The sequence below is a fragment of the Pseudomonas sp. CJQ_9 genome (genome assembly GCF_043106615.1).
Classification (GTDB): domain Bacteria; phylum Pseudomonadota; class Gammaproteobacteria; order Pseudomonadales; family Pseudomonadaceae; genus Aquipseudomonas; species Aquipseudomonas juntendi.
Genome location: NZ_JBICMS010000001.1, coordinates 40,225 through 63,218, shown reverse-complemented (window position 1 = coordinate 63,218; position 22,994 = coordinate 40,225). Strand labels below are relative to the sequence as shown.

Sequence of the window (22,994 nt, the reverse complement as noted above, 5' to 3'; positions counted from 1 at the left end):
TTCGCAGGTGAACCCGCGAAGAGGCCGGCACAGGAGTATCAGGTCGGCTGGCCCAGCTCGACACCCAGCTGACGCGACAGGCACGGCCAGCGCTTCCACGCCTCACCGGTTGCCGGGCTAGTCAGCGTCTCGCGGTAGGCTTCCACCGACTCAGCCGCAAAGCTTGCGTCATTGAGCATCTCATCCACCGAGTGGTGCACCACTTCATCCAGCTGGTTGGCAAATGCTTCGCCGATCAACTGGTGGGCAATCAGGTTGGCGACGGTGGTGTCGACCGGGATCAGCGGCTGCTGGAAGTGACGGATGTACAAGTCATTCACCTCCTCCACCAGGCGGTGCGCCAGGTACGCCTCATCTAGCAGGCAGTCCAGCCCCACATGCCCGTTCATGACCTCGGGTGGCTGCAGGAAGTAAGCCTCGGCGATTTTCAATACAGGCTTGATCTGCGACTCGATGCCGGCCTCAAGGGCGACTTCATGGGCCGCCTCCAGCAGTTCCGGAACCTGTTCGATGTAGGCGCTGACGAAGCGCGCCAAAGTACCCTGTGCGTCCTGCTCAGGCAGTTGGATCGAGGGGTGCAGGTGGGGCAGTTGCAGCTCGAGACGCTGTTTCAATTGGCCAGTCTGGCTTTCATGTTGATGGGCTTGGCTTACCTGCTCGCGTACAGCAGCGATGTTCATGACAACTCCAGGGACATTACGTTTCAAACGGAAGACACTAAATTAGCTCGGTATACGGCATACCTAAGACGAATTTGTTATAGATGAGTTTAACTTTTGCTTTGCCTGGAATATAGCATGGCCACTACTTGGCCATACGCGCTCAAGCCTGCGGTTTTCAGGGGCTATAGCGGTTTCGTGAAGTTCATTTCATTGCCTTCGTTGCGCGGCTTTGGTCGCTGTCTATACTCCCGTTGAACGTGATTCGTTGATGAGGCCCGACTGCTTTTAGCAGGGGCTCGGTCGTTGAAGCCAGGCAGTCTTGACCGCCGTTCCCTCTTGCCGCAGGCCACGCCTCCGGGAAAACAAGAACGAGAAGGGGAACCCGCAATGATGCGACATCCACCTGTCTGGATGGGCCTGCTGTTGTGGTCGGTTCTGGGTCAGGCCAACGCTGCCTGGACCGTGAACATGCACCCAGGGGCGACGGAAGTCTCCAACGCCGTCTTCGATCTGCACATGACTATCTTCTGGATCTGCGTGGTCATCGGCATCGTGGTGTTCGGCGCGATGTTCTGGTCCATGGTCATCCACCGCCGCTCCACCGGCCAGCAAGCCGCGCATTTCCACGAGCATACCTGGGTGGAAATCCTCTGGACCGTCGTCCCGTTCCTGATCCTTGTGGCCATGGCCATACCGGCCACCAAGACCTTGATCGACATCTATGACGCCAGCGAGTCGGATCTCGACATCCAGGTCACCGGCTACCAGTGGAAGTGGCATTACAAATACCTGGGCCAGGACGTGGAGTTCTTCAGCAACCTGGCCACCCCCGCCGAGCAGATTCACAACCAGGCGCCGAAAGACGAGCACTACCTGCTGGAGGTCGACCAACCGCTGGTGTTGCCGGTGGGTGCCAAGGTGCGCTTCCTGGTGACGGCGGCCGATGTGATTCACTCATGGTGGGTGCCCGCCTTCGCGGTCAAGCGCGACGCCATTCCCGGCTTCGTCAACGAAGCTTGGACGCGCATCGAGAAGCCAGGCATCTACCGCGGCCAGTGTACCGAGTTGTGCGGCAAGGACCACGGTTTCATGCCCGTGGTGGTCGAGGTCAAGTCCCAGGCCGACTACGACACCTGGCTTGGCGAGCGCAAGGCAGAGGCGGCCAAGCTCAAGGAGCTGACCAGCAAGGAATGGACCCTGGACGAGCTGGTGGCGCGCGGCGACAAGGTCTACCACACCACCTGCGTGGCCTGTCACCAGGCCGAAGGCCAGGGCCTGCCGCCGATGTTCCCGGCGCTCAAAGGCTCGAAGATCGCTACCGGGCCGAAGGAAGACCACCTGAGCATCGTTTTCCACGGCAAACCCGGTACCGCCATGGCCGCCTTCGGCAAGCAACTGTCGGAGGTCGATATCGCTGCCGTGGTGACCTACGAACGCAACGCCTGGGGCAACAACAAGGGCGACATGGTCACGCCGAAGGACGTGCTGGCGCTCAAGCAGGCAGAAGCCAAGTGAACCGGGTTACTCGCGGCAATCAGTGGATTGCAGGAGACAGGACATGAGTGCAGTGATCGACGACCACGCCCACGGCCATGACCATGCGCACGGCCCGGCCAAGGGCCTGATGCGCTGGGTGCTGACCACCAACCATAAGGATATCGGCACCCTGTACCTGTGGTTCGCCTTCCTCATGTTCCTGTTGGGTGGCTCGTTCGCCATGGTGATCCGCGCCGAGCTGTTCCAGCCGGGGTTGCAGATCGTCGAACCGGCGTTTTTCAACCAGATGACCACCATGCACGGGTTGATCATGGTCTTCGGCGCCGTGATGCCGGCCTTCGTCGGCTTGGCCAACTGGATGATCCCGCTGATGATCGGCGCGCCGGACATGGCCCTGCCACGCATGAACAACTTCAGCTTCTGGTTGTTGCCGGCGGCGTTCCTGCTGCTGGTTTCAACCTTGTTCAGCCCCGGTGGCGGGCCGAATTTCGGCTGGACCTTCTACGCCCCGCTGTCGACGACCTATGCCCCGGCCAGCGTCACCTTCTTCATCTTCGCCATCCACCTGATGGGTGTCAGCTCGATCATGGGGGCGATCAACGTGATCGCGACCATCCTGAACCTGCGTGCCCCCGGCATGACCTTGATGAAAATGCCACTGTTCGTCTGGACCTGGTTGATCACTGCGTTCCTGCTGATTGCAGTGATGCCGGTGCTGGCAGGGGTGGTGACCATGATGTTGATGGATATCCACTTCGGCACCAGTTTCTTCAGTGCGGCTGGCGGTGGTGACCCGGTGCTGTTCCAGCATGTGTTCTGGTTCTTCGGCCACCCCGAGGTGTACATCATGATCCTGCCCGCCTTTGGCGCGGTCAGCTCGATCATCCCGGCATTCTCGCGCAAGCCCCTGTTTGGCTACACCTCGATGGTGTACGCCACCGGGGCCATCGCCTTCCTGTCGTTCATCGTTTGGGCGCACCACATGTTCGTGGTCGGTATTCCGGTGGTCGGCGAGCTGTTCTTCATGTACGCCACCATGCTGATTGCGGTGCCCACCGGCGTGAAAGTGTTCAACTGGGTCAGCACCATGTGGGAAGGCTCGTTGACCTTCGAAACCCCGATGCTGTTCGCCATCGCCTTCGTCATCCTGTTTACCATCGGCGGCTTCAGTGGGCTGATGCTGGCGATCGCACCGGCCGACTTCCAGTACCACGACACCTACTTCGTGGTGGCGCACTTCCACTATGTGCTGGTGCCCGGGGCCATCTTTGGCATCTTCGCCTCGGCCTACTACTGGCTGCCAAAATGGACCGGCCACATGTATGACGAAACCCTCGGCAGGCTACATTTCTGGCTGTCGTTCGTCGGCATGAACCTGGCCTTCTTCCCCATGCATTTCGTAGGGCTGGCCGGTATGCCGCGGCGCATACCTGATTACAACCTGCAGTTCGCAGATTTCAACATGGTGTCTTCGATCGGCGCGTTCATGTTTGGTGCCACGCAGATCTTCTTCCTGTTCATCGTCATCAAGTGCATCCGTGGCGGCGCGCCTGCGCCGGCCAAACCCTGGGACGGCGCCGAAGGCCTGGAGTGGTCCATCCCCTCGCCTGCGCCCTACCACACCTTCCAGACACCGCCGGAAGTGAAGTAGGAGCGCCGCCATGACAGGCCTCTCGGTGAAGCGCCTGGTAGCGCGCCTGCTGATGCTGACGGTGGTGATGTTCGCCTTCGGCTTCGCCCTGGTGCCGATCTACGACGTGATGTGCAAGGCCTTCGGCATCAATGGCAAGACCGGCGGGCAGTACGAGGGCAGCCAGGTCAGTGACACCTCGCGGTCGGTCCGGGTGCAGTTCATGTCGACCAACGCCAGCGACATGGTCTGGGACTTCTACTCCAGCGCCGATCAGCTGGAGGTTCACCCCGGTGCGGTCAACCAGATGATCTTCATTGCCCATAACCCGACCGACCGGCCGATGAGTGCCCAGGCGATACCCAGCATCACCCCCGCCGAAGCCGCGGCGTACTTCCACAAGACCGAGTGTTTCTGCTTTACGCAGCAGGTGCTGCAACCCGGCCAACGCATTGAAATGCCGGTACGCTTCATCGTCGACCGCGACCTGCCGGCCAACGTGAAGCACCTGACGCTGGCCTACACCTTGTTCGACATCACCGCTCGCCACCCGCCGGTCGCTCAAGTTGCGGCCCAGGCCGTCCAGGGCGCCCGTTAAGGGAAGGAGAACAGCAATGGCAAGTCATGAGCATTACTATGTTCCGGCGCAGAGCAAGTGGCCGATCATCGCTACCCTCGGCATGTTCATCAGCGTGTTCGGCCTGGGTACCTGGTTCAACGACATGAAGGCCGGGCACGCGGAATCGCACGGGCCGTTGATTTTCTTCGTGGGTGCTCTGTTTCTGGCCTACATGTTGTTCGGCTGGTTCGGTGCGGTGGTCAAGGAAAGCCGTGCCGGGCTATACAGCGCGCAGCTGGACCGCTCTTTGCGCTGGGGCATGAGCTGGTTCATCTTCTCGGAAGTGATGTTTTTCCTGGCCTTCTTCGGCGCGCTGTTCTACGTGCGCGTGCTGGCAGGGCCGTGGCTGGGTGGCGAAGGGGCCAAGGGTGTTGCCCATATGCTCTGGCCCGGCTTCGAGTTCACCTGGCCGCTGTTGCACACGCCGGACCCGAAGCTGTTTCCGCCGCCCAAGGAAGTGATCGACCCGTGGCACCTGCCGCTGATCAATACCCTGTTGCTGGTCAGCTCCAGCGTGACCATCACCCTGGCCCACCATGCGTTGCGCCGCGACCACCGCGGGGCGCTGAAAGGCTGGATGGCGCTGACCATCGTGTTGGGCATCAGCTTCATCGCGCTGCAGGCCTTCGAGTACCACGAGGCCTATACCAAGCTGGGGCTGACGCTGGGCTCGGGCATCTATGGCGCTACGTTCTTCATGCTCACGGGTTTCCACGGCGCGCACGTGACCTTGGGCACGATCATCCTGATTGTGATGTTCGTGCGTATTCTGCGTGGCCACTTCAACCCGCAGAAACACTTCGGCTTCGAAGCGGCCAGCTGGTACTGGCACTTCGTGGATGTGGTGTGGGTGGGGTTGTTCATCTTCGTGTATGTGCTGTGACTGGAGAACCCTGTGGGAGCGGGCGCGCCCGCGAATGCGTCGGTGCTTTCAACACCGCATTCGCGGGCATGCCCGCTCCCACAGGGTCAGGTGAAAACGTCAGAAAGGGGCGTGAGATACGAGCTGACCACTGATGAAACCCCAGGCGACCAGCCCTATGGTCAGCGCCGCCAGGGTCACCCGCACCGTCAGCGCTTTCAGCAGGCGGGTCGAGTTTTCATCATCTTTGACCAGAAACACCAGGCCACTGAACAGACTGGCGATCGTGGCCAACAGCATCAGGACAATCGCGGCCTTGAGCATGGCGCTACTCCCGGGGGATGCGGTGATGTGGATAAGTATAGCGAGGCGCCCGTGAGGCCGTTTCGCCCAGGCTGGGTACCCACCTTGGTGGTACTTGCACTGCTACCGGGGCTGATCGCGCTTGGCTGCTGGCAACTCGGCCGGGCCGAGGAAAAGCGCGCATTGCTGGCCAGCTACGCCGAGCGACGTATCGAAGCGCCGCTGGCGACCAGCCAGCTGAATGGCAACGAAGACAACGCCTTGCGCCGCGTGCACCTGTACGGCCGCTTCGACGGCGAGCACAGCGTGCTGCTGGACAACCGCGTGCGCGACGGTCAGGCCGGTGTCGAATTGCTGCAACCCTTCCACGACCAGGCCAGCGGCCTGTGGCTGCTGGTCAATCGCGGCTGGCTTGCCTGGCCGGACCGCCGCGTACCGGTGCAATTCGATACCCCCGCCCAGGCCTTGGCCCTCGACGCCTCGGTGTATGTGGCACCCGGCAACACGTTCCAGCTGCACCCGGACCCCGTCGGCGGCCAGTGGCCGCACCTGTTGACCGCCATCGACGCGGCGCAACTGTGGGCGCAGCTCGGGCGTGAGGGGTTCGCCCACGAACTGCGCCTGGAACCTGGCCCGGCAAGCTACCGCCTGGGCTGGCCCATCGTGGCCATGGGCCCGGAAAAACACATGGGTTACGCCGTGCAGTGGTTTGCCCTGGCGATCACCCTGGTGCTGCTCTACCTCTATTTCGGCTGGCGCCAAAACAAGGAGAAAAGCCATGGCCACCGCCACTCCACTGGACGTGCCTGAACGTAGCAAACCCAAAGCCCGCGGGCGTCTGCAGCTGTTGCTGATTCTTCTGGTGGTGCTTGGCCCGATGGTCCTGGCCACCAGCATGTACAAACTCAACTTCTGGGTGCCGGAGGGCCGCAGTTACCACGGCGCCATGATCGGCAACGGTGAGAGCCGTGCCGACCTGGGCGTGGCCGGCGAAGACGGGCGCTGGCAGTTGCTGGTCAGCGCGCCGCAGGCCTGTGCCGAGGAATGCCAGCGGCTGGTGTACCTGGCCCGGCAGATCCAGGTCGGCCTGGGCCGTGATGCCAGCCGGGCCAGCCATGCGCTGGCCGCCGCCCAGCCGCTGAGCGCCGACTACCAGGCCCTGCTCGGGCGCGAGTACCCGCAATTGCAACGCTACCCGCTGGATGCGCCGCGCTACCTCAAGCAGGTTGGCGAGGTTGCACCGCAGCTGTGGATCGTCGATCCGCACGGCAACCTGGTGCTGCGCTACGGCGCCAAGGTCAACGGCAAGCATGTGCTGGATGACCTGCGCCATCTGCTCAAGCTGTCTAATATCGGCTAGGAGCCTGCCATGGCCAGACCCGGATTCCGCCTTGCTGTGTGCGCCACCCTGCTGGCACTGCTGGTCGTCCTGCTCGGTGCCTATACCCGCCTGACCCACGCCGGCCTCGGTTGCCCCGACTGGCCCGGTTGCTACGGTTTCATCAGCGTGCCGAAAAGCGAAGCGCAGCTGGCCCATGCCGAACTGCACTTTCCCGAACACCCGGTCGAGGCAGCCAAGGGTTGGGCCGAAATGGTTCATCGTTACTTCGCGGGCAGCCTGGCCGTGGTCATCGCCTTGCTCGCCTTGCAGGCAGTGCGCCGGCACCACAGCGACGGGCAACCCTATCGCCTGCCTGTGCTGTTGCTGGGTGTGGTGCTGGCCCAGGCGGCGTTCGGCATGTGGACGGTCACCCTGAAGCTTTGGCCGCAGGTCGTCACCGCCCACTTGCTGGGGGGCTTCACCACGCTGAGCCTGCTGTTCCTGTTAACCCTGCGGCTTTCGCGGGCCTTTGCGCCGTTGCCCAAATTACCGCTCAGCCTGCGGCGGGTCGCTGCGCTGGCCTTGCTGGTGGTGATCGGGCAGATCGCCTTGGGTGGCTGGGTCAGTGCCAACTACGCAGCGGTTGCCTGTATCGACCTGCCCACCTGCCATGGCCAGTGGTGGCCGGCGGCGGACTTCAGCAATGGTTTCCACCTGACCCAGCATGTTGGCCCCAACTACCTGGGGGGGCAGCTGGACAGTGATGCGCGCACGGCCATCCATGTCAGCCACCGGCTGGGCGCGCTGGTGGTCACCTGCGTGCTGCTGATGCTCAGCTGGAAGCTGCAGCGCTGTGGTTTGGGCGGCCTGGCCCGGCTGGTGTTGCTGGCGCTGGCCGTGCAGGTGGGCCTGGGCATCAGCAATGTGCTGCTGCACCTGCCGCTGGCCATAGCGGTGGCGCACAACGCCGGTGGGGCTTTGCTGTTGCTGTGCATGGTGCTGGTGAACTACCGCATTCGGGTGGTCGACAAGGTACGCGTGGGTGTCGGCCAAGGCTGGCGCTTGCGGCCAGTGACCGGCGTTGGCATTTCCCATCACATGAGGAACGAGTCGTGGCGACGCTTCTGAGCACCCAGCGGGCCAGTTGGCGCGATTACCTGGAGTTGACCAAGCCCAAGGTGGTCGTGCTGATGTTGATCACCTCATTGGCGGGCATGTTTCTTGCCACCCGTGCGGGGGTGGGCTGGAGTGTGTTGGTGTTCGGCAACCTGGGTATCGGCCTGTGCGCGGGTGGCGCGGCAGTGGTCAACCATGTGGTCGACCGGCGCATCGATGCGCTGATGGCGCGTACCCGCAAGCGGCCGCTGGCCCAAGGCCGTGTCGAGCCCTTGCCGGCGTTGCTGTTTGCCCTGGCGCTGGCGCTGCTGGGCATGGCCCTGTTGCTGATTTTCACCAATGCCCTCACTGCCTGGCTGACCCTGGCCTCGCTGCTTGGCTATGCGGTGCTCTACACCGGTTTTCTCAAGCGTGCCACGCCGCAGAATATCGTGATTGGCGGCCTGGCCGGCGCTGCCCCACCCCTTCTGGGCTGGGTCGCGGTCAGCGGCCAGGTCAGTGCCGAGCCGTTGCTGCTGGTGCTGATCATCTTCGCCTGGACCCCACCGCACTTCTGGGCCCTGGCCATCCACCGCAAGGAGGAATACGCCAAGGCCGACATTCCGATGCTGCCGGTGACCCACGGTGAGCGCTACACCAAGCTGCACATCCTGCTGTACACCCTGATATTGCTGGCGGTGAGCCTGTTGCCCTACGCCATCCACATGAGCGGCCCGCTGTACCTGGCCTGTGCCCTGGCCCTGGGCCTGCGCTTCCTGCGATGGGCCTGGGTGTTGTACCGTGGCAGCCGGCCGCACGCAGCGATCGGCACCTTCAAGTACTCTATCGTGTACCTGTTCGCGCTGTTCATCGCGTTGCTTCTCGACCACTACCTGTTGCTGAACCTATGACCCGAACCCAGAAAACCGTCTTTGTCCTCGTTGCCCTGGTCGCGCTGATCATGGGCCTCACCGTCAACAAAGTGCTCAATGGTCGCGACCAGCCCAACCCTGCCGAGCTGATCGATGCCGGTATCATCCTGTTGCCGCAAAGCCGCGCCGTGGCAGATGTAACCATGACCAACCAGGATGGCCAGCCGGTGAACCTGAATGAACTGAAAGGCAAGTGGTCGCTGCTGTTCTTTGGCTACACCTACTGCCCGGACATCTGCCCGACCACCCTGGCCCAATTGCGCCAGGTGAAGAGCGAGCTGCCCAAGGACGCCGTCGACCGTTTGCAAGTGGTGTTGGTGAGCGTCGACCCGAACCGCGACACGCCGAACCAGCTGAAGCAGTACCTGGGTTATTTCGACAAGGACTTCATTGGGGTGGCGGGGCCGATCGAAGATACCCAGAAGCTGGCCAATGCCCTGAGCATTCCATTCATTCCGGCAGATACCAGCAAGCCTGGCTACACCGTGGACCACAGCGGCAACCTGGCGGTCGTCGGGCCGGACGGGCGTCAGCGTGGGTTCATTCGGGCGCCGTTCAACAACCAGAAGCTGGTGGCGCAGTTGCCTGAGTTGGTCAAACGGGATTGATGGGGCGTTGAAAGCTTCGCGGGCACACCCGCTCCCACTGGGACATCACAAGGCCTGAGGCTAGCGATGTCACTGTGGGAGCGGGCGTGCCCGCGAAGAATCCAGTGCGATTGCGAGGCTTAAAACGCCGGAACCACAGCGCCCTGGTACTTCTCGGTAATGAACTGCTTCACTTCAGACGAGTGCAGCGCCGTTGCCAGCTTTTTCATCGCGTCTGAGTCCTTGTTGTCCGGGCGGGCAACGAGGATGTTCACATAGGGCGAATCGCTGCCTTCAATGGCCAGGGCATCTTTTTTGGGGTTCAGCTTGGCTTCCAGCGCGTAGTTGGTGTTGATCAGGGCCGCGTCCACCTGGGTCAGCACACGCGGGATGGTGGCGGCTTCCAGTTCACGGAACTTGATGTTCTTCGGGTTATCGGCAACGTCCTTCACGGTCGACAGGATGTTCTTGTTGTCCTTGAGCTTGATCACGCCGGCCTTGTCCAGCAGCAACAGGGCGCGGCCGCCGTTGGTGGCATCATTCGGGATGACCACGGTAGCCCCGGAAGGCAGTTCGTCCAGTTTCTTGATCTTGGTCGAGTAAACGCCCAGTGGCTCGATGTGCACGCCTTCCACGCTCACCAGGTCGGTGCCCTTGGCCTTGTTGAATTCATCCAGGTACGGCTGGTGCTGGAAGAAGTTGGCGTCCAGGCGCTTTTCCGCCACCTGCACGTTCGGCTGAATGTAGTCGGTGAACTCTTTGACCTTCAGTTCCAAGCCCGCTTTGGCCAGCGCTGGTTTGACGAAGTTGAGGATTTCGGCATGTGGCACCGGGGTAGCGGCGACGGTCAGGGTTTCGGCAGCATTGGCCGAGAAGGCCGCGACAGCGGCGACAACAGCAAGCAGCTTCTTCATTGATCACTCCTTGTGAGGGCCGCGACGGCCCCCGAACGGGTCGGCCTGGCCGACCCCATTGGGGTTACTTACGGGAAAAATGTACGACCAGTTTGTCGCCCACGCTTTGCAGCACTTGCACCAGTACCAGCAGCAGTACCACGGTGACCACCATCACGTCGGTCTGGAAGCGCTGGTAACCGAAGCGGATCGCCAGGTCGCCGAGGCCGCCGGCACCGACCACACCGGCCATGGCGGTGTACGAAACCAGGGTGATGGCGGTGACGGTGATGGCGGCGAAGATACCCGGACGGGCCTCAGGCAGCAGCGCGCTGGTGATGATCTGGCGGGTGGTGGCGCCCATCGACTGCGTCGCCTCGATGATGCCGCGGTCCACTTCCCGCAGGGCAGTTTCCACTAGCCGTGCGAAGAACGGCGTAGCACCCACTACCAACGGCGGAATGGCGCCGGCGACACCCAGCGAGGTGCCGGTGATCAGCACCGTGATCGGGATCATCACGATCAGCAGGATGATGAACGGCAGCGAGCGCAGAATGTTCACCACCAGCGACAGCAGCGCATACACGCCCTTCTGTTCGAACATCTGCTTCGGGCCGCAGAGGAACAGCAGCACGCCCAAGGGCAAGCCGAGCAGCACGGTGAAGAACAGCGAGCCGAACAGCATGATCATGGTATCGACGGTGGCCAGCCAGATTTCGGCCCAGTCGACGTTGGCAAAGAAATTCAGGGCGTCCATCAACGCAGTACCTCCATATGTACGTCAGCTGCCTTGAAGTGGGCGAACGCCGCTTCCATGTCACCGCCGATCAGGGCGAGGGTGAGCTGGCCATAGGGGATATCCTTGATGCGGTCGATACGCCCGGCAAGGATGCTGTAGTCCACACCGGTTTCACGGGCCACGGTGCCCAGCAACGGTGCGTAGGTGGCATCGCCCTGGAAGGTCAGGCGCACGATGCGGCCCGGGACGTGGGCGAAATCGTCGCGTTGCTCGCCTTCGTCGACCTGCTCGTCTTCCTGGACGAAGCGCTTGGTGGTGGCGTGCTGCGGGTGCAGGAATACCTCGGCCACCGAGCCCTGCTCGACGATCTGCCCTGCGTCCATCACCGCCACGCGGTCGCAGACCCGGCGGATCACGTCCATTTCGTGAGTGATCAGCACGATGGTCAGCTTCAGCTCACGGTTGATTTCAGCCAGCAGCTGCAGGACCGAAGCCGTGGTCTGCGGGTCGAGGGCGCTGGTGGCCTCGTCGCACAGCAGGATTTTGGGGTTGGTAGACAGGGCGCGGGCGATACCGACGCGCTGCTTCTGGCCACCCGACAACTGCGCCGGGTACTTTTTGGCGTGGTCCGAGAGCCCGACGCGGGCCAGCAGTTCGGTGACGCGCTTGTCGATTTCGCCGCGCGACAGCTCGCCGGCCAGAGTCAGTGGCAGTGCCACGTTGTCGGCGACGGTTTTGGAGGCCAGCAGGTTGAAGTGCTGGAAAATCATCCCGACCTGCTGGCGAAAGCCCCGCAGCTGGCTGGCGTTGAACGCGGTAACGTCTTCGCCATCGACGATGATCTTGCCGCCGGAAGGCTCTTCGAGGCGGTTGATCAAACGCAGCATGGTGCTCTTGCCGGCGCCGGAGTGGCCGATAAGGCCGAACACCTGGCCATCTTCGATGGTCAGGCTGGTCGGATTCAATGCGGGGATTTCCCTACCTGCAACGCGGTAGGTCTTGTGTACCTGTTGGAACTCGATCACGTAGCGAACCTTGTGGGGCGCATGGAATTTGGGTCAGCGGTTGGCTGGGGTGGCGCATTTTAGCCTTTTCCCCCGGCTGTTCTTAGCATTTATTTCGTCAGGCACCAATCCTTCGGGCATATCGCGACAACCGGTAAAGTGGATTGAACGCAACCAAGCCCCCTCCGGTCACTACTTGAACATGCCCTAAGGGCAGCCTGATGACTGATGAGGAGAGCCCCGATGCCCAGCAAGAAGCCGGATTCGCCGAAAGAGAGCCAGCTCGCCGGTACCGACACGCCTGATCGTGCCAACACCAACGCCAAGCTGCAAAGCCTGGAGGATGTGCGCAGCGATGCCACCGGCCAGGCCCTGCGCACCAATCAGGGCGTGCGCATCGCCGATAACCAGAACACCTTGAAGGCGGGTGATCGTGGCCCCTCGCTGCTTGAAGACTTCATCATGCGCGAGAAGATCACGCACTTTGACCACGAGCGTATCCCTGAGCGTATCGTGCATGCCCGCGGTACGGGCGCCCATGGCTACTTTCAGAGCTATGGCAACCATGCCGAGCTGACCAAGGCAGGCTTCTTGAGCGACCCGGAAAAACTCACCCCGGTATTCGTGCGTTTTTCCACTGTCCAAGGCCCCCGTGGCTCCGGTGACACCGTGCGCGATGTGCGCGGGTTCGCGGTCAAGTTTTATACCGATGAAGGTAACTTCGACCTGGTCGGCAATAACATGCCGGTTTTCTTCATCCAGGATGCAATAAAGTTTCCGGATTTCGTGCATGCGGTCAAACCTGAGCCTCATAACGAAATACCTACAGGGGGCTCAGCCCACGACACGTTCTGGGATTTCGTCTCTCTGGTTCCGGAATCGGCCCACATGGTGATGTGGGCCATGTCCGACCGCGCCATTCCGCGTAGCTTGCGGATGATGGAAGGTTTTGGCGTGCACACCTTCCGCCTGATCAACGCTCAGGGCGTTGCCAGCTTCGTCAAGTTCCACTGGAAGCCACGCCAGGGTGTGCATTCTTTATTGTGGGACGAGGCGCAGAAACTGGCTGGCAAGGATACCGACTTCCAACGCCGCGACCTTTGGGAGGCGATCGAAACTGGCGATTACCCGGAATGGGAACTCGGGGTGCAAATTGTAGCGGAAGCCGATGAGCACAAATTCGACTTCGACCTGCTCGACCCGACCAAGATCATCCCCGAGGAGCTGGTACCGGTCACGCAGCTGGGCAAGATGGTGCTCAACCGCAACCCGGACAACTTCTTTGCCGAAGTCGAACAGGTAGCGTTCTGCCCAGGGCATATCGTGCCGGGTATCGACTTTACCAACGACCCGCTGCTGCAGGGCCGGTTGTTCTCGTACACCGACACACAGATCAGCCGGTTGGGTGGACCGAACTTCCACCAGATCCCAATCAACCGACCAGTAGCCCCGAACCACAATAACCAGCGCGATGCGCTGCACCAGCATGTCGTGCACAAGGGCCGGGCCTCCTACGAGCCAAACTCGATCGACGGCGGCTGGCCCAAGGAAACCCCGCCTGCGGCCCAGGATGGCGGCTTCGAGAGTTATCAGGAGCGAATCGATGCGCACAAGATCCGCCAGCGCAGCGAGTCGTTTGGTGATCACTTCTCGCAGGCGCGGCTGTTCTTCCACAGCATGAGCCCTACCGAGCAGCATCACATCATCAAGGCCTACAGCTTTGAACTTGGCAAAGTTGAGCGTGAGCACATACGTGTGCGGGAAGTGAATGAGATTCTCGCCAATATCGACTTGAAGCTGGCGGCGGCGGTGGCAGCCAACCTGGGCCTGCCTGCACCTAAAGCGGGCACCGTACAGGTGAAGGGCAGTCAGCTGGCACAATCGCCTGCTTTGAGCCAAATGAACCACCCTGGTTCGGTGGGAATCAAGGGGCGCAAGATTGCCGTGCTGGTGGCCAATGGCGTGGATGCAGCGAGCGTGGACCGGCTGGTCAAGGCGCTGGAGGCGCACAGCGCGCGGCCGATGCTGTTGGGGCCGACTTCGGCGCCGGTGCAGGCTTCGGATGGCAAGCAGTTGCCGGTGGATGCGTCGATGGAGGGGATGCCATCGATCATGTTCGACGGGGTTGTGGTGCCGGCGGGCAAGGCCTCCACCGATGCAATGGCCGCCAGCGGCCTGGCCAAGCACTTCCTGCTGGAAGGCTACAAGCACCTCAAGGCGATGGTGCTGACCCAAGACCTGGTCAGCGGCCTGGGGCTCAAGGAGGACAAGGGCCTGCTGGTGGGGGATGACCAGAAAGTGATGGATGCCTTCGTCAAGGCGGTAGAGGGGCATCGGGTTTGGGAGCGGGAGGCTGCTGCGGAGGCTGTGCCGGCCTAATGCCAGTCAGTTAAGTAATTTGGGGCCGCTTTGCGGCCCTTCGCGGGCACGCCCGCTCCTACAGGGGATCGCGCATTGCTTGAGTTCAGCGCCGAACATGTGGGAGCGGGCGTGCCCGCGAAGGGCTGCAAAGCAGCCCCAGTAACCCTTAACTGACAGGCATTAGGCGAAGCGCCCAGCGTTCTCAGCGCTGATGCGGCACCAGAACCACCTGCGCCGGCAGCGAGCGCTGAATTTCATGCTTCTGCTTCAGCTCAAACCCGCTGTCGAGCTTGCGCACGCGCTTCTCCAGCAAGGTTTTCAGCCAGGGCGCGTCGTTGGTGCGCGGCACCTGGAACACCACTTCACAGTCATAGCTCACCACGTCTGCCGCAATGTCATCCAGTTGGCGGCGCATGGCGCGGCTGTCGGTGGTTTTCAAGGCCACCACGGTGCTGGGTGCGGTCGGGTCAATGATCAGTGCCTTGGGCTTGGCCTCGGCGGCCTTCAGCGCCGCTTCGGCTTTGGCCAGCTCGGCCTTGCGCGCCTGGCTCACGGCATCGCCCCCGGTCACCGCAGGGGCTTGCGGCATCAGCGCACGGGCACGGGCCAAGGCCGTTGCAGCGGCATTCACGTCACCCTTTTGCAGCACGATCTGGCTACGTTGCAGGTAGGCTTCGGCCAGTTGGCGCTGGTATTGCTCCAGGCGTGCGTCGTCGGGCGCCTGGGCCTGCAGGGCAGCCAGCTGGTCTTCGGCGGTGGCCAGCTCGTTGCTGGCGATGTTTTGTTGCAACTGCTGCCAGGCATCGGCTTGGGCAGGTGCGGTGGCCTGTTCCACCGGCGCACTGGAACAGGCAGCCAGGAACAGGGAAAACGCGGCAACAAGCAGATAACGGGAGGCGAACGGCTTCATTCCTGCGATTCTCTATTTGCGCAAAAAGCGAGCAAGTCTACACCCAGGTGCGCACGCTCGAAAACAGGTCTTACAGACCCTTTACCCGGGAAAAGGTTGCAAGGCGTGCGTGAGCACGCCCTGTAATCAGCGCTTTGGCAGGGCCAGGCTCAGCAAGAATAGCACCGCTGCGCAGACCACGATCGACGGCCCGGCGGGGGTGTCCTTGAACCAGGACATGGCCAGGCCACCGCAGACCGCGGTGATGCCCAGCAGGCTGGCACCCAGCGCCATCTGCTCGGGCGAGCGGGCGTGGCGCTGCGCCGCAGCCGCGGGGATGATCAACAGCGAGGTGATCAGCAGCACGCCGACGATCTTCATGGCCACGGCGATCACCACTGCAATCAGCAGCATCAGCGCCAGGCGCAGGCCGGCTACGGGTAGGCCTTCGACCATGGCCAGTTCCTCATGCACGGTAACCGCCAACAGCGGCCGCCAGAGAACGCCCAGTAACAGCAGCACCAGCGCACTGCCGCCGAGGATCCAGGCCAGGTCGGTGGTACTGATGGCCAGCAGGTCGCCGAACAGGTAGGCCATCAGGTCGATACGCACATCGTGCATGAAGCTGAGCACCACCAGGCCCAGTGACAAGGTACTTGGGGCTAGTATGCCGAGCAGGGTGTCGGAGGCCAGCGGCTGGCGTTGCTGCAGGGTCACCAGCAGCACCGCCAGCAACAGGCAGCCAACGGTGACCGCCAGGGCCGGGCTTACATCCAGTGCGAAACCCATGGCCACGCCCAGTAATGCGGCATGGGACAGGGTGTCGCCGAAATACGCCATGCGCCGCCATACCACGAAAGAGCCGAGCGGGCCCGCGACAACGGCCAGGGACAGGCCTGCAAGCAAGGCGTAAAGAAGAAAATCAGCCATGCTTGCAATGCTCTCCGTGAACGTGGGGGCCGGGGGCGACCACCGAGCCATGCAGGTCGTGGCTGTGGTCGTGATGGTGGTGATAAACAGCCAGGCTAGGTGCGTTCTGCCCGAACAGTTCGACAAAGGCTGGGTCGTTGCTGACTTGTTCCGGGTGACCCGAGCAGCAGACATGGCGGTTGAGGCACACCACCTGGTCGGTGGCGCTCATGACCAGGTGCAGGTCGTGCGACACCATCAACACGCCGCAACCATGGCGGTCGCGCAGCCGGGTGATGAGGTTGTACAGCTCGGTCTGGCCGACCACATCCACCCCTTGCACCGGTTCGTCGAGTACCAGCAACTGCGGCGCGCGCAACAAGGCACGCGCCAGCAGGACGCGCTGCATCTCGCCACCGGAGATGGTCTGGATCGGGCTGTCGATGACCTGTTCGGCGCCCACTTCCTGCAGGGCCGATACGGCTGCTGCCCGGTCTACCCCCGGCACCAGGCGCAGGAAGCGCAGCACGGAAAGCGGCAGGGTGGCATCGACCTGGATTTTTTGCGGCATGTAGCCGATACGCAGCTTGGGCTTGCGCCACACCGTGCCGCGGTGCGGCTTGAGCAGCCCGAGCACGGCGCGCACCAAGGTGGTCTTGCCCGCGCCATTGGGGCCTATCAGGGTGACGATCTGGCGGGGCGCCACCGACAGGTCGATGCTGTCGAGCACCGCCTCGCCGCCATAGCTGACGCCCACCTGTTCCAGGCGGATCAGAGCATCGCTCATGCCGCGCTCCGGCAACTGCCGCACAGGCCGACCACTTCCACGGTTTGGGTCTCGACCGTGAAGCCCACGCCCTTGGCGCTGTCGATGATGGCCTCGCTGATGCTGTGTTGCTCCAGCTCGATGGCGACGTGGCATGCACGGCAAATCAGGAACTGGCCCTGGTGCACGTGCTCAGGGTGGCTGCAGCCGATGAACGCGTTGAGCGAGGCAATGCGGTGCACCAGGCCGTTTTCCAGCAGGAAGTCCAGTGCGCGGTACACCGTGGGCGGTGCAGCGCGGCGGCCGTCCTGCTCGCTGAGCACGGCAAGGATGTCGTAGGCACCCAGCGGCTTATGGCTTTGCCATACCAGCTCCAGCACCCGGCGGCGTAGCGCGGTCAGGCGCAGGCCCTGGCGGGTGCACAAGGCATCAGCTTCAGCCAGTGCGCTATGCACGCAATGGGAGTGATCATGGGGACGGTTGGCCAGCGGCGTGATGGACATGGGCAGCGACGATTCTGTATGGAGACGTTATTATGTTACCCGTTTCTCACGACTCGAGTATTCACCGTGTCCCGATTTCTAGTCCTTTTTGTCGCATTCATCGCCTGTTCGGCCCAGGCCGATGTCCGTGTGCTGACCAGCATCAAGCCGCTGCAACAGATTGCCGCTGCCGTGCAGGAGGGTGTTGGCAGCCCTGAGGTATTGCTGCCGCCAGGTGCTTCGCCGCACCACTACGCCCTGCGCCCATCCGACGTACGGCGGGTGGGCGATGCCGACCTGCTGTACTGGATCGGCCCGGACATGGAGAGCTTCCTGCCACGCGTATTGGGCAGTCGCAGCAAGGCAACCGTGGCCGTGCAGTCGCTGCCAGGCATGAAGCTGCGCCACTTTGGCGAAGACAGCCATTCCCATGAGGAAGCGGACCACGATGAGCATGACCATGACCACCGCCCAGGTAGCCTGGACGCGCACCTGTGGCTATCGTCGGTCAACGCGCGGGTAATCGCGGGGAAAATGGCTGCGGACCTGGCCCAGGCCGATCCCGCCAATGCGGCGCGCTACCAGAGCAACCTGAAGGTCTTTTCAGACCGTATGGATGCGCTGGATGAGCGAATCAAAGCGCGGGTGGCGGGCATCGCTGACAAGCCGTACTTCGTGTTCCATGAGGCGTTCGACTACTTCGAGGCGGAGTATGGTCTGGAGCATACCGGCGTTTTCAGCGTGGCGTCCGAGGTGCAGCCGGGCGCTCAGCATGTCGCTGCCATGCGCAAGCGCCTGCAGGAAGTGGGCAAGACCTGCGTGTTCAGCGAGCCGCCACTGCGCCCGCGCCTAGCCGAGACCCTGACTGCCGGCCTACCGGTGCGGTTGGCCGAGCTGGATGCACTGGGTGGTACTGACCCGGTGGATGGCAAGGGTTATGAGCGCTTGCTGGAGAAGCTGGGTGGCGACTTGGCTGGGTGCCTGGAGCAGTTGTAAGCCTGTTCCGGCCTCTTCGCGGGCACGCCCGCTCCCACAGGTACCCGCGAAGAGGCAGAAGAAGGGCTAGAGGGCAAATGGCAGGTGCAAAGCCACCTGCTGGCGCTGTGCCAAACGCACTTCGAATTCGCTCGGGTCATGGATCATCACATCCATCCCAGCAAATGATTCTGCCGCAATCAGCCGCGACAGCCAGAAGCGCACGCAGCCTACCCGCAACATCTCAGGCCACAGCTCGGCCTCGGCAGCGGTGAACGGCCGCAGTGCGGCATAGGCCGCCAGCAGCGCCTGGGCACGCGGCATGTCGATTGCACCCTGCTCATCCAGGCACCAATCGTTCACGGTGATGGCGATGTCATACAGCATCGGCCCGGAGCAGGCGTTGTAGAAGTCGATCACGCCAGTCAGGTGGGTGCCTTCGAACATCACGTTGTCGCGGAACAGGTCGGCATGCAGGTTGGCCCGCGGCAGCGCCAGGATCTGCGCCTTGTGTGCGCTGATTTCGTTCAGGGCCGGTTGCAGCAGCGCGGCTTGCTCGGCAGTCAGGCGTGGCAGCAGCTCGGCGCCTGAAGCCAGCATCCAGTCCAGGCCACGGTCGGTGCGGCGCTCGATGATGCGGCCGCGGGTGGCCAGGTGAATATGCGCCAGCAGTTCACCCACCTGGGCGCAGTGTTGCGCGTTGGGCGCCTTGATGTGCTTGCCTGAGAGTCTTGGCTGCAGCAATGCTGGCTTGCCACACAGCTCGCGCAGGCCGTTGCCGTCGCGGTCACGAATGGCATAGGGCACCGGCATGTCGGCTGCGTGCAGGGTGTCGAGCAGCTCGATGAAGAACGGCATGTCCTCGCTGGGCCCGCGTTCGATCAACGTCAGCACGAACTCCCCCTGTTCGAGGCTGACGAAGAAATTGCTGTTCTCGGTGCCGGCGGCTATGCCCTGGAAGTCGAGCAGGCGGCCCAGCGCGTACGGTGCCAGAAAGGTTTCCAGCTCAGGCCGGGTCACGGGGGTGAAGACTGACATGATGAAAAATTGCCCATACGGGCACTTCCGCCGGGAAGTGCCGGGTTGATGTGAACGGTGCGCGTCAGATTACCACTCGAAGATCTTCCAGGACGGAATCAGCATGTCCGGCTGGTCGGATCGAATGAAGTTGGCATCGGTGCCATCGGCGCGTACCAGGAAATAAGGCTTGCCGTTTTTCGGTGTGATCTTGATCGCATACAGGAAGCCGTTCTGCCGGTATTCCTGGATGGTCTTGTCGCCTTCCGTGCGAATGGTCACCTCGGGATCGGCCGAGGGGGCGTCTTCCGCCGCCAGGGTGACGACTGGCGTGGTTGCCAACAGGCCGAGCAGTAACAGGCGATTGAGTGTACGCATGATAACCTAGTCCCTTTGTCGTCAATGATTCTGGCTATTCTAGCGCCGGACCCGTCGAAAAGGTTGATTCTGCTCATGAGCCAAGCGCCCCTCGTCCTGGTGGACGGTTCCTCCTACCTGTACCGCGCCTTTCACGCGCTGCCGCCGCTGACCACGTCCAAGGGCATGCCGACCGGTGCGGTGAAGGGTGTGTTGAACATGCTCAAGAGCCTGCGCAAGCAATACCCCGACAGCCTCTTTGCCGTGGTTTTCGACGCCAAGGGCGGCACGTTCCGTGACGCCATGTTCGCCGAATACAAGGCCAACCGCCCGAGCATGCCCGACGACCTGCGGGTGCAGATCGAGCCGCTGCACGCCAGCGTCAAGGCCCTTGGCTACCCGCTGCTGTGCGTCGAAGGGGTCGAGGCCGACGACGTGATCGGCACCTTGGCGCGCAGCAGCGCCGCGTTGGGCCGCCCGGTCATCATCTCGACCGGTGACAAGGACATGGCGCAGCTGGTGGATGGCCACATTACCTTGGTCAATACCATGACTGGTAGCGTGCTGGATGTGGCGGGCGTGCATGAGAAGTTTGGCGTCGGCCCGGAGCACATCATCGACTTCCTGGCGCTGATGGGTGACAAGGTCGACAACATCCCCGGTGTGCCCGGTGTGGGCGAGAAAACCGCCGTGGGCCTGCTGACCGGTATCGGTGGTGGCCTCAGCGACCTGTACGCCAACCTCGACAAGGTGCCGGCACTGGCCATTCGCGGTGCCAAGACCCTGCCGGCCAAGCTGGAAGAGCACCGCGAGGCGGCGTTCCTGTCGTACGAGCTGGCTACCATCAAGGTCGACGTGCCGCTGGACGTCGAGGTCGAGGCGCTGGTGTGCGGCGAGCCTGACCGCGATGCGCTGCTGGCGCTGTACACCGAGATGGAGTTCAAGAGCTGGGTTGCCGACGTGCAGCGGGAGGCTGCCAGGGTGGGGGATGACGTTGCGCCGGTCGCGGAGCCGGTGGCCAAGGTCGAGCCGAAGTACGAAACCATCCTCGACCAGGCACGCTTCGATGCCTGGCTGGAGAAGCTGCGCCAGGCGCCGCTGTTCGCGTTCGACACCGAAACCACTGGCCTGGACGCTCAGAAAGCCCAATTGGTCGGCCTGTCGTTCGCGGTGGCGCCCCATGAAGCGGCCTACGTTCCGCTGGCCCACGACTACGAGGGCGCGCCGGCCCAGCTGGACCGCGACGCCGTGCTGCTGGCCTTGAAACCCCTGCTGGAAGACCCGGCCAAGGCCAAGGTCGGGCAGAACGCCAAATACGATATCAACATCCTCGCCAACGGCTCGCCAGCCATCGCGATGCGCGGTGTTGCCTATGACACCATGCTCGAATCCTACGTGCTGAACTCCACTGCCACCCGGCATGACATGGACAGCCTGGCGCAAAAGTACCTGGACCACACTACCATCGCCTTCGAGGATATCGCCGGCAAGGGCGCCAAGCAGCTGACGTTCAACCAGATCGACCTGGACAAGGCGGGCCCCTACGCTGCCGAAGACGCCGACATCACCCTGCGCCTGCACCATGCGTTGCAGGCCCGCCTGGCCCAGACCCCTAGCCTGCAGCCGGTGCTGATGGACATCGAGATGCCGCTGGTGCCGGTACTGGCCAAGATCGAACGCCAGGGCGCACTGGTCGATGCAGCCCTGCTGCACGTCCAGAGCGGTGAGCTGGGTGAGAAAATGGCCGAACTGGAGCGGCGCGCCTACGAGCTGGCGGGCGAGGAGTTCAACCTGGGCTCGCCCAAGCAACTGGGGGCGATCCTGTACGACAAGCTGGGCATGCCGGTGCTGAGCAAGACCGCCAAAGGCCAGCCGTCTACGGCCGAAGCGGTGCTCGACGAGCTGGCTGAGCTGGGTTACCCACTGCCTGAGGTACTGATGCAGTACCGCAGCCTGAGCAAGCTCAAGAGCACTTATACCGACAAGCTGCCGGGACAGATCAACCCGCGTACCGGGCGTATTCACACCTCTTACCAGCAAGCGGTGGCGGCGACCGGCCGGCTGTCGTCCAGCGACCCGAACCTGCAGAACATCCCGATCCGTACCGCCGAGGGCCGCCGAATCCGCCAGGCGTTCATCGCAAGCCCAGGCTACAAGCTGCTGGCCGCCGACTACTCGCAGATCGAGTTGCGCATCATGGCCCACCTGGCCAAGGACGAAGGCCTGCTGCACGCCTTCCGCAACGACCTGGACGTGCACCGTGCCACGGCGGCGGAGGTCTTTGGTGTAGCCCTGGAAAACGTCACCGTTGATCAGCGTCGCAAAGCCAAGGCCATCAACTTCGGCCTGATCTACGGCATGAGCGCATTTGGCCTGGCCAAGCAGATCGGCGTCGACCGCAAGCAGTCCCAGGACTATATCGACCGTTATTTCGCCCGCTACCCCGGCGTGCTGGCCTACATGGAGCGCACCCGCACCCAGGCCGCCGAGCAAGGGTTTGTCGAAACCCTGTTTGGCCGCCGCCTCTACCTGCCAGACATCAACGCCAAGAACCCGGCCCTGCGCAAAGGGGCGGAGCGTACCGCCATCAACGCCCCCATGCAGGGTACCGCCGCCGACATCATCAAGCGCGCCATGGTCAACGTGGATAACTGGCTGAGCGAGAGCGGCCTGGACGCGCGGGTGATCCTGCAGGTTCACGACGAACTGGTGCTTGAGGTGCGCGAGGACCTGGTTGAACAGGTCAAAGATGAAATTCGCCAGCACATGAGCAAGGCGGCGCAGCTGGATGTGCCGCTGCTGGTCGAAGCAGGAATTGGCGCGAACTGGGACGAAGCTCACTGATTGAGCGGGAAAAGCTGTATAGGATTCGCGATGTGGTGATGCGGATCCTGGCAGCGCTGGCGCGCGCGGTGCTGAGCTTTCATGAAACTATCGCAAATAGTTTTCAGGGCTTCGGAACTAAACCAGTGAAGCGGAACTCAGAGTAACTGAATGGCTGGTGAAGCCTTTCGATGCTCCTATGTTGTGTTAAGTGTTGGCAGATATCTGGACCCCGCCCTAGCGGTCCGGACTTGGACCCCGAACTTCCCCC

The 22,994-nt window shown here is 62.5% G+C and carries 23 protein-coding genes; 12 read left to right on the top strand and 11 right to left on the bottom strand.

The window, feature by feature from the left end; genetic code table 11:
* Window positions 1–38 precede the first annotated feature (38 nt).
* Complete coding sequence (locus ACF8SD_RS00300) at window positions 39–680, bottom strand: hypothetical protein (RefSeq protein ID WP_392483378.1); 642 nt, start codon at window positions 678–680, stop codon at window positions 39–41.
* Between the two features lie 369 nt (window positions 681–1,049).
* On the opposite strand from ACF8SD_RS00300, the gene coxB reads away from it, so the two are divergent.
* From coxB to ACF8SD_RS00280, 4 genes are read left to right on the top strand one after another with little or no spacing between them, the layout of a single operon-like run.
* Entirely contained in the window at window positions 1,050–2,177 is a 1,128-nt protein-coding gene (gene coxB, locus ACF8SD_RS00295) for a cytochrome c oxidase subunit II (protein ID WP_392483377.1), read from the top strand.
* Between the two features lie 43 nt (window positions 2,178–2,220).
* Entirely contained in the window at window positions 2,221–3,810 is a 1,590-nt protein-coding gene (ctaD, locus tag ACF8SD_RS00290; RefSeq protein WP_054911456.1) for a cytochrome c oxidase subunit I, read from the top strand.
* Window positions 3,811–3,820: 10 nt separating this feature from the next.
* Window positions 3,821–4,387, top strand: a complete 567-nt coding sequence (locus tag ACF8SD_RS00285; RefSeq protein WP_173887099.1) for a cytochrome c oxidase assembly protein — start codon at window positions 3,821–3,823, stop codon at window positions 4,385–4,387.
* A gap of 16 nt (window positions 4,388–4,403) precedes the next feature.
* Window positions 4,404–5,291: a cytochrome c oxidase subunit 3 gene (locus ACF8SD_RS00280; RefSeq protein ID WP_392483376.1), complete on the top strand. Its 888-nt coding sequence runs from the start codon at window positions 4,404–4,406 to the stop codon at window positions 5,289–5,291.
* Between the two features lie 99 nt (window positions 5,292–5,390).
* Here ACF8SD_RS00280 and ACF8SD_RS00275 read toward each other — a convergent pair whose 3' ends face one another.
* Window positions 5,391–5,594, bottom strand: coding sequence for a twin transmembrane helix small protein (locus ACF8SD_RS00275; RefSeq protein ID WP_003258925.1), 204 nt, complete (start codon window positions 5,592–5,594; stop codon window positions 5,391–5,393).
* Between the two features lie 51 nt (window positions 5,595–5,645).
* Between ACF8SD_RS00275 and ACF8SD_RS00270 the strand changes: the two genes are divergently transcribed.
* The 5 genes from ACF8SD_RS00270 to ACF8SD_RS00250 are packed head-to-tail and all read left to right on the top strand — an operon-like array spanning window position 5,646 to window position 9,529.
* A complete protein-coding gene (locus ACF8SD_RS00270; RefSeq protein ID WP_173887101.1) occupies window positions 5,646–6,383 on the top strand; it encodes an SURF1 family protein in 738 nt (245 codons plus the stop codon).
* Window positions 6,352–6,933 carry a hypothetical protein gene (locus ACF8SD_RS00265; protein ID WP_009683603.1) on the top strand — a complete coding sequence of 194 codons (582 nt, stop codon included), beginning with the start codon at window positions 6,352–6,354 and terminating at the stop codon, window positions 6,931–6,933. Before ACF8SD_RS00270 ends, ACF8SD_RS00265 begins: the two co-directional genes overlap by 32 nt.
* A 9-nt stretch (window positions 6,934–6,942) precedes the next feature.
* Window positions 6,943–8,022 (top strand): heme A synthase, encoded by a 1,080-nt coding sequence (locus tag ACF8SD_RS00260; protein WP_009683602.1) that lies wholly within the window; start codon window positions 6,943–6,945, stop codon window positions 8,020–8,022.
* Window positions 8,007–8,900: a heme o synthase gene (gene cyoE / locus ACF8SD_RS00255; protein ID WP_009683601.1), complete on the top strand. Its 894-nt coding sequence runs from the start codon at window positions 8,007–8,009 to the stop codon at window positions 8,898–8,900. The genes ACF8SD_RS00260 and cyoE overlap by 16 nt, the downstream gene beginning before the upstream one ends.
* Window positions 8,897–9,529 (top strand): SCO family protein, encoded by a 633-nt coding sequence (locus tag ACF8SD_RS00250; RefSeq protein ID WP_392483374.1) that lies wholly within the window; start codon window positions 8,897–8,899, stop codon window positions 9,527–9,529. Before cyoE ends, ACF8SD_RS00250 begins: the two co-directional genes overlap by 4 nt.
* Window positions 9,530–9,648: 119 nt before the next feature.
* Here ACF8SD_RS00250 and ACF8SD_RS00245 read toward each other — a convergent pair whose 3' ends face one another.
* The 3 genes from ACF8SD_RS00245 to ACF8SD_RS00235 form a co-directional block, all read right to left on the bottom strand.
* Window positions 9,649–10,422: a MetQ/NlpA family ABC transporter substrate-binding protein gene (locus ACF8SD_RS00245; RefSeq protein WP_392483373.1), complete on the bottom strand. Its 774-nt coding sequence runs from the start codon at window positions 10,420–10,422 to the stop codon at window positions 9,649–9,651.
* A 64-nt stretch (window positions 10,423–10,486) separates the two neighbouring features.
* Window positions 10,487–11,158 (bottom strand): methionine ABC transporter permease, encoded by a 672-nt coding sequence (locus ACF8SD_RS00240; protein WP_009683598.1) that lies wholly within the window; start codon window positions 11,156–11,158, stop codon window positions 10,487–10,489.
* Window positions 11,158–12,165, bottom strand: a complete 1,008-nt coding sequence (locus tag ACF8SD_RS00235; protein WP_392483372.1) for a methionine ABC transporter ATP-binding protein — start codon at window positions 12,163–12,165, stop codon at window positions 11,158–11,160. Before ACF8SD_RS00235 ends, ACF8SD_RS00240 begins: the two co-directional genes overlap by 1 nt.
* A 222-nt stretch (window positions 12,166–12,387) precedes the next feature.
* Between ACF8SD_RS00235 and katE the strand changes: the two genes are divergently transcribed.
* Window positions 12,388–14,523: a catalase HPII gene (katE, locus tag ACF8SD_RS00230; protein ID WP_392483370.1), complete on the top strand. Its 2,136-nt coding sequence runs from the start codon at window positions 12,388–12,390 to the stop codon at window positions 14,521–14,523.
* A 184-nt stretch (window positions 14,524–14,707) separates the two neighbouring features.
* On the opposite strand, the gene ACF8SD_RS00225 is transcribed toward katE, so the two are convergent.
* The 4 genes from ACF8SD_RS00225 to zur form a co-directional block, all read right to left on the bottom strand.
* Window positions 14,708–15,415 carry a PA5502 family lipoprotein gene (locus ACF8SD_RS00225; protein WP_392483368.1) on the bottom strand — a complete coding sequence of 236 codons (708 nt, stop codon included), beginning with the start codon at window positions 15,413–15,415 and terminating at the stop codon, window positions 14,708–14,710.
* Between the two features lie 126 nt (window positions 15,416–15,541).
* Entirely contained in the window at window positions 15,542–16,324 is a 783-nt protein-coding gene (gene znuB / locus ACF8SD_RS00220; protein WP_009683594.1) for a zinc ABC transporter permease subunit ZnuB, read from the bottom strand.
* Complete coding sequence (gene znuC / locus ACF8SD_RS00215) at window positions 16,317–17,090, bottom strand: zinc ABC transporter ATP-binding protein ZnuC (RefSeq protein ID WP_173887109.1); 774 nt, start codon at window positions 17,088–17,090, stop codon at window positions 16,317–16,319. The genes znuB and znuC overlap by 8 nt, the downstream gene beginning before the upstream one ends.
* Complete coding sequence (gene zur / locus ACF8SD_RS00210; protein WP_173887110.1) at window positions 17,087–17,572, bottom strand: zinc uptake transcriptional repressor Zur; 486 nt, start codon at window positions 17,570–17,572, stop codon at window positions 17,087–17,089. The genes znuC and zur overlap by 4 nt, the downstream gene beginning before the upstream one ends.
* 18 nt (window positions 17,573–17,590) lie before the next feature.
* On the opposite strand from zur, the gene ACF8SD_RS00205 reads away from it, so the two are divergent.
* Complete coding sequence (locus ACF8SD_RS00205) at window positions 17,591–18,547, top strand: zinc ABC transporter substrate-binding protein (RefSeq protein WP_173887111.1); 957 nt, start codon at window positions 17,591–17,593, stop codon at window positions 18,545–18,547.
* A gap of 66 nt (window positions 18,548–18,613) precedes the next feature.
* Here ACF8SD_RS00205 and ACF8SD_RS00200 read toward each other — a convergent pair whose 3' ends face one another.
* Window positions 18,614–19,564, bottom strand: a complete 951-nt coding sequence (locus ACF8SD_RS00200; RefSeq protein ID WP_173887112.1) for a homoserine kinase — start codon at window positions 19,562–19,564, stop codon at window positions 18,614–18,616.
* Between the two features lie 69 nt (window positions 19,565–19,633).
* Window positions 19,634–19,921, bottom strand: coding sequence for a DUF2782 domain-containing protein (locus ACF8SD_RS00195; protein WP_009683589.1), 288 nt, complete (start codon window positions 19,919–19,921; stop codon window positions 19,634–19,636).
* Window positions 19,922–19,996: 75 nt separating this feature from the next.
* Between ACF8SD_RS00195 and polA the strand changes: the two genes are divergently transcribed.
* On the top strand, window positions 19,997–22,744 hold the full coding sequence (gene polA / locus ACF8SD_RS00190; protein WP_392483366.1) for a DNA polymerase I: 2,748 nt from the start codon (window positions 19,997–19,999) through the stop codon (window positions 22,742–22,744).
* Window positions 22,745–22,994: the final 250 nt, after the last annotated feature.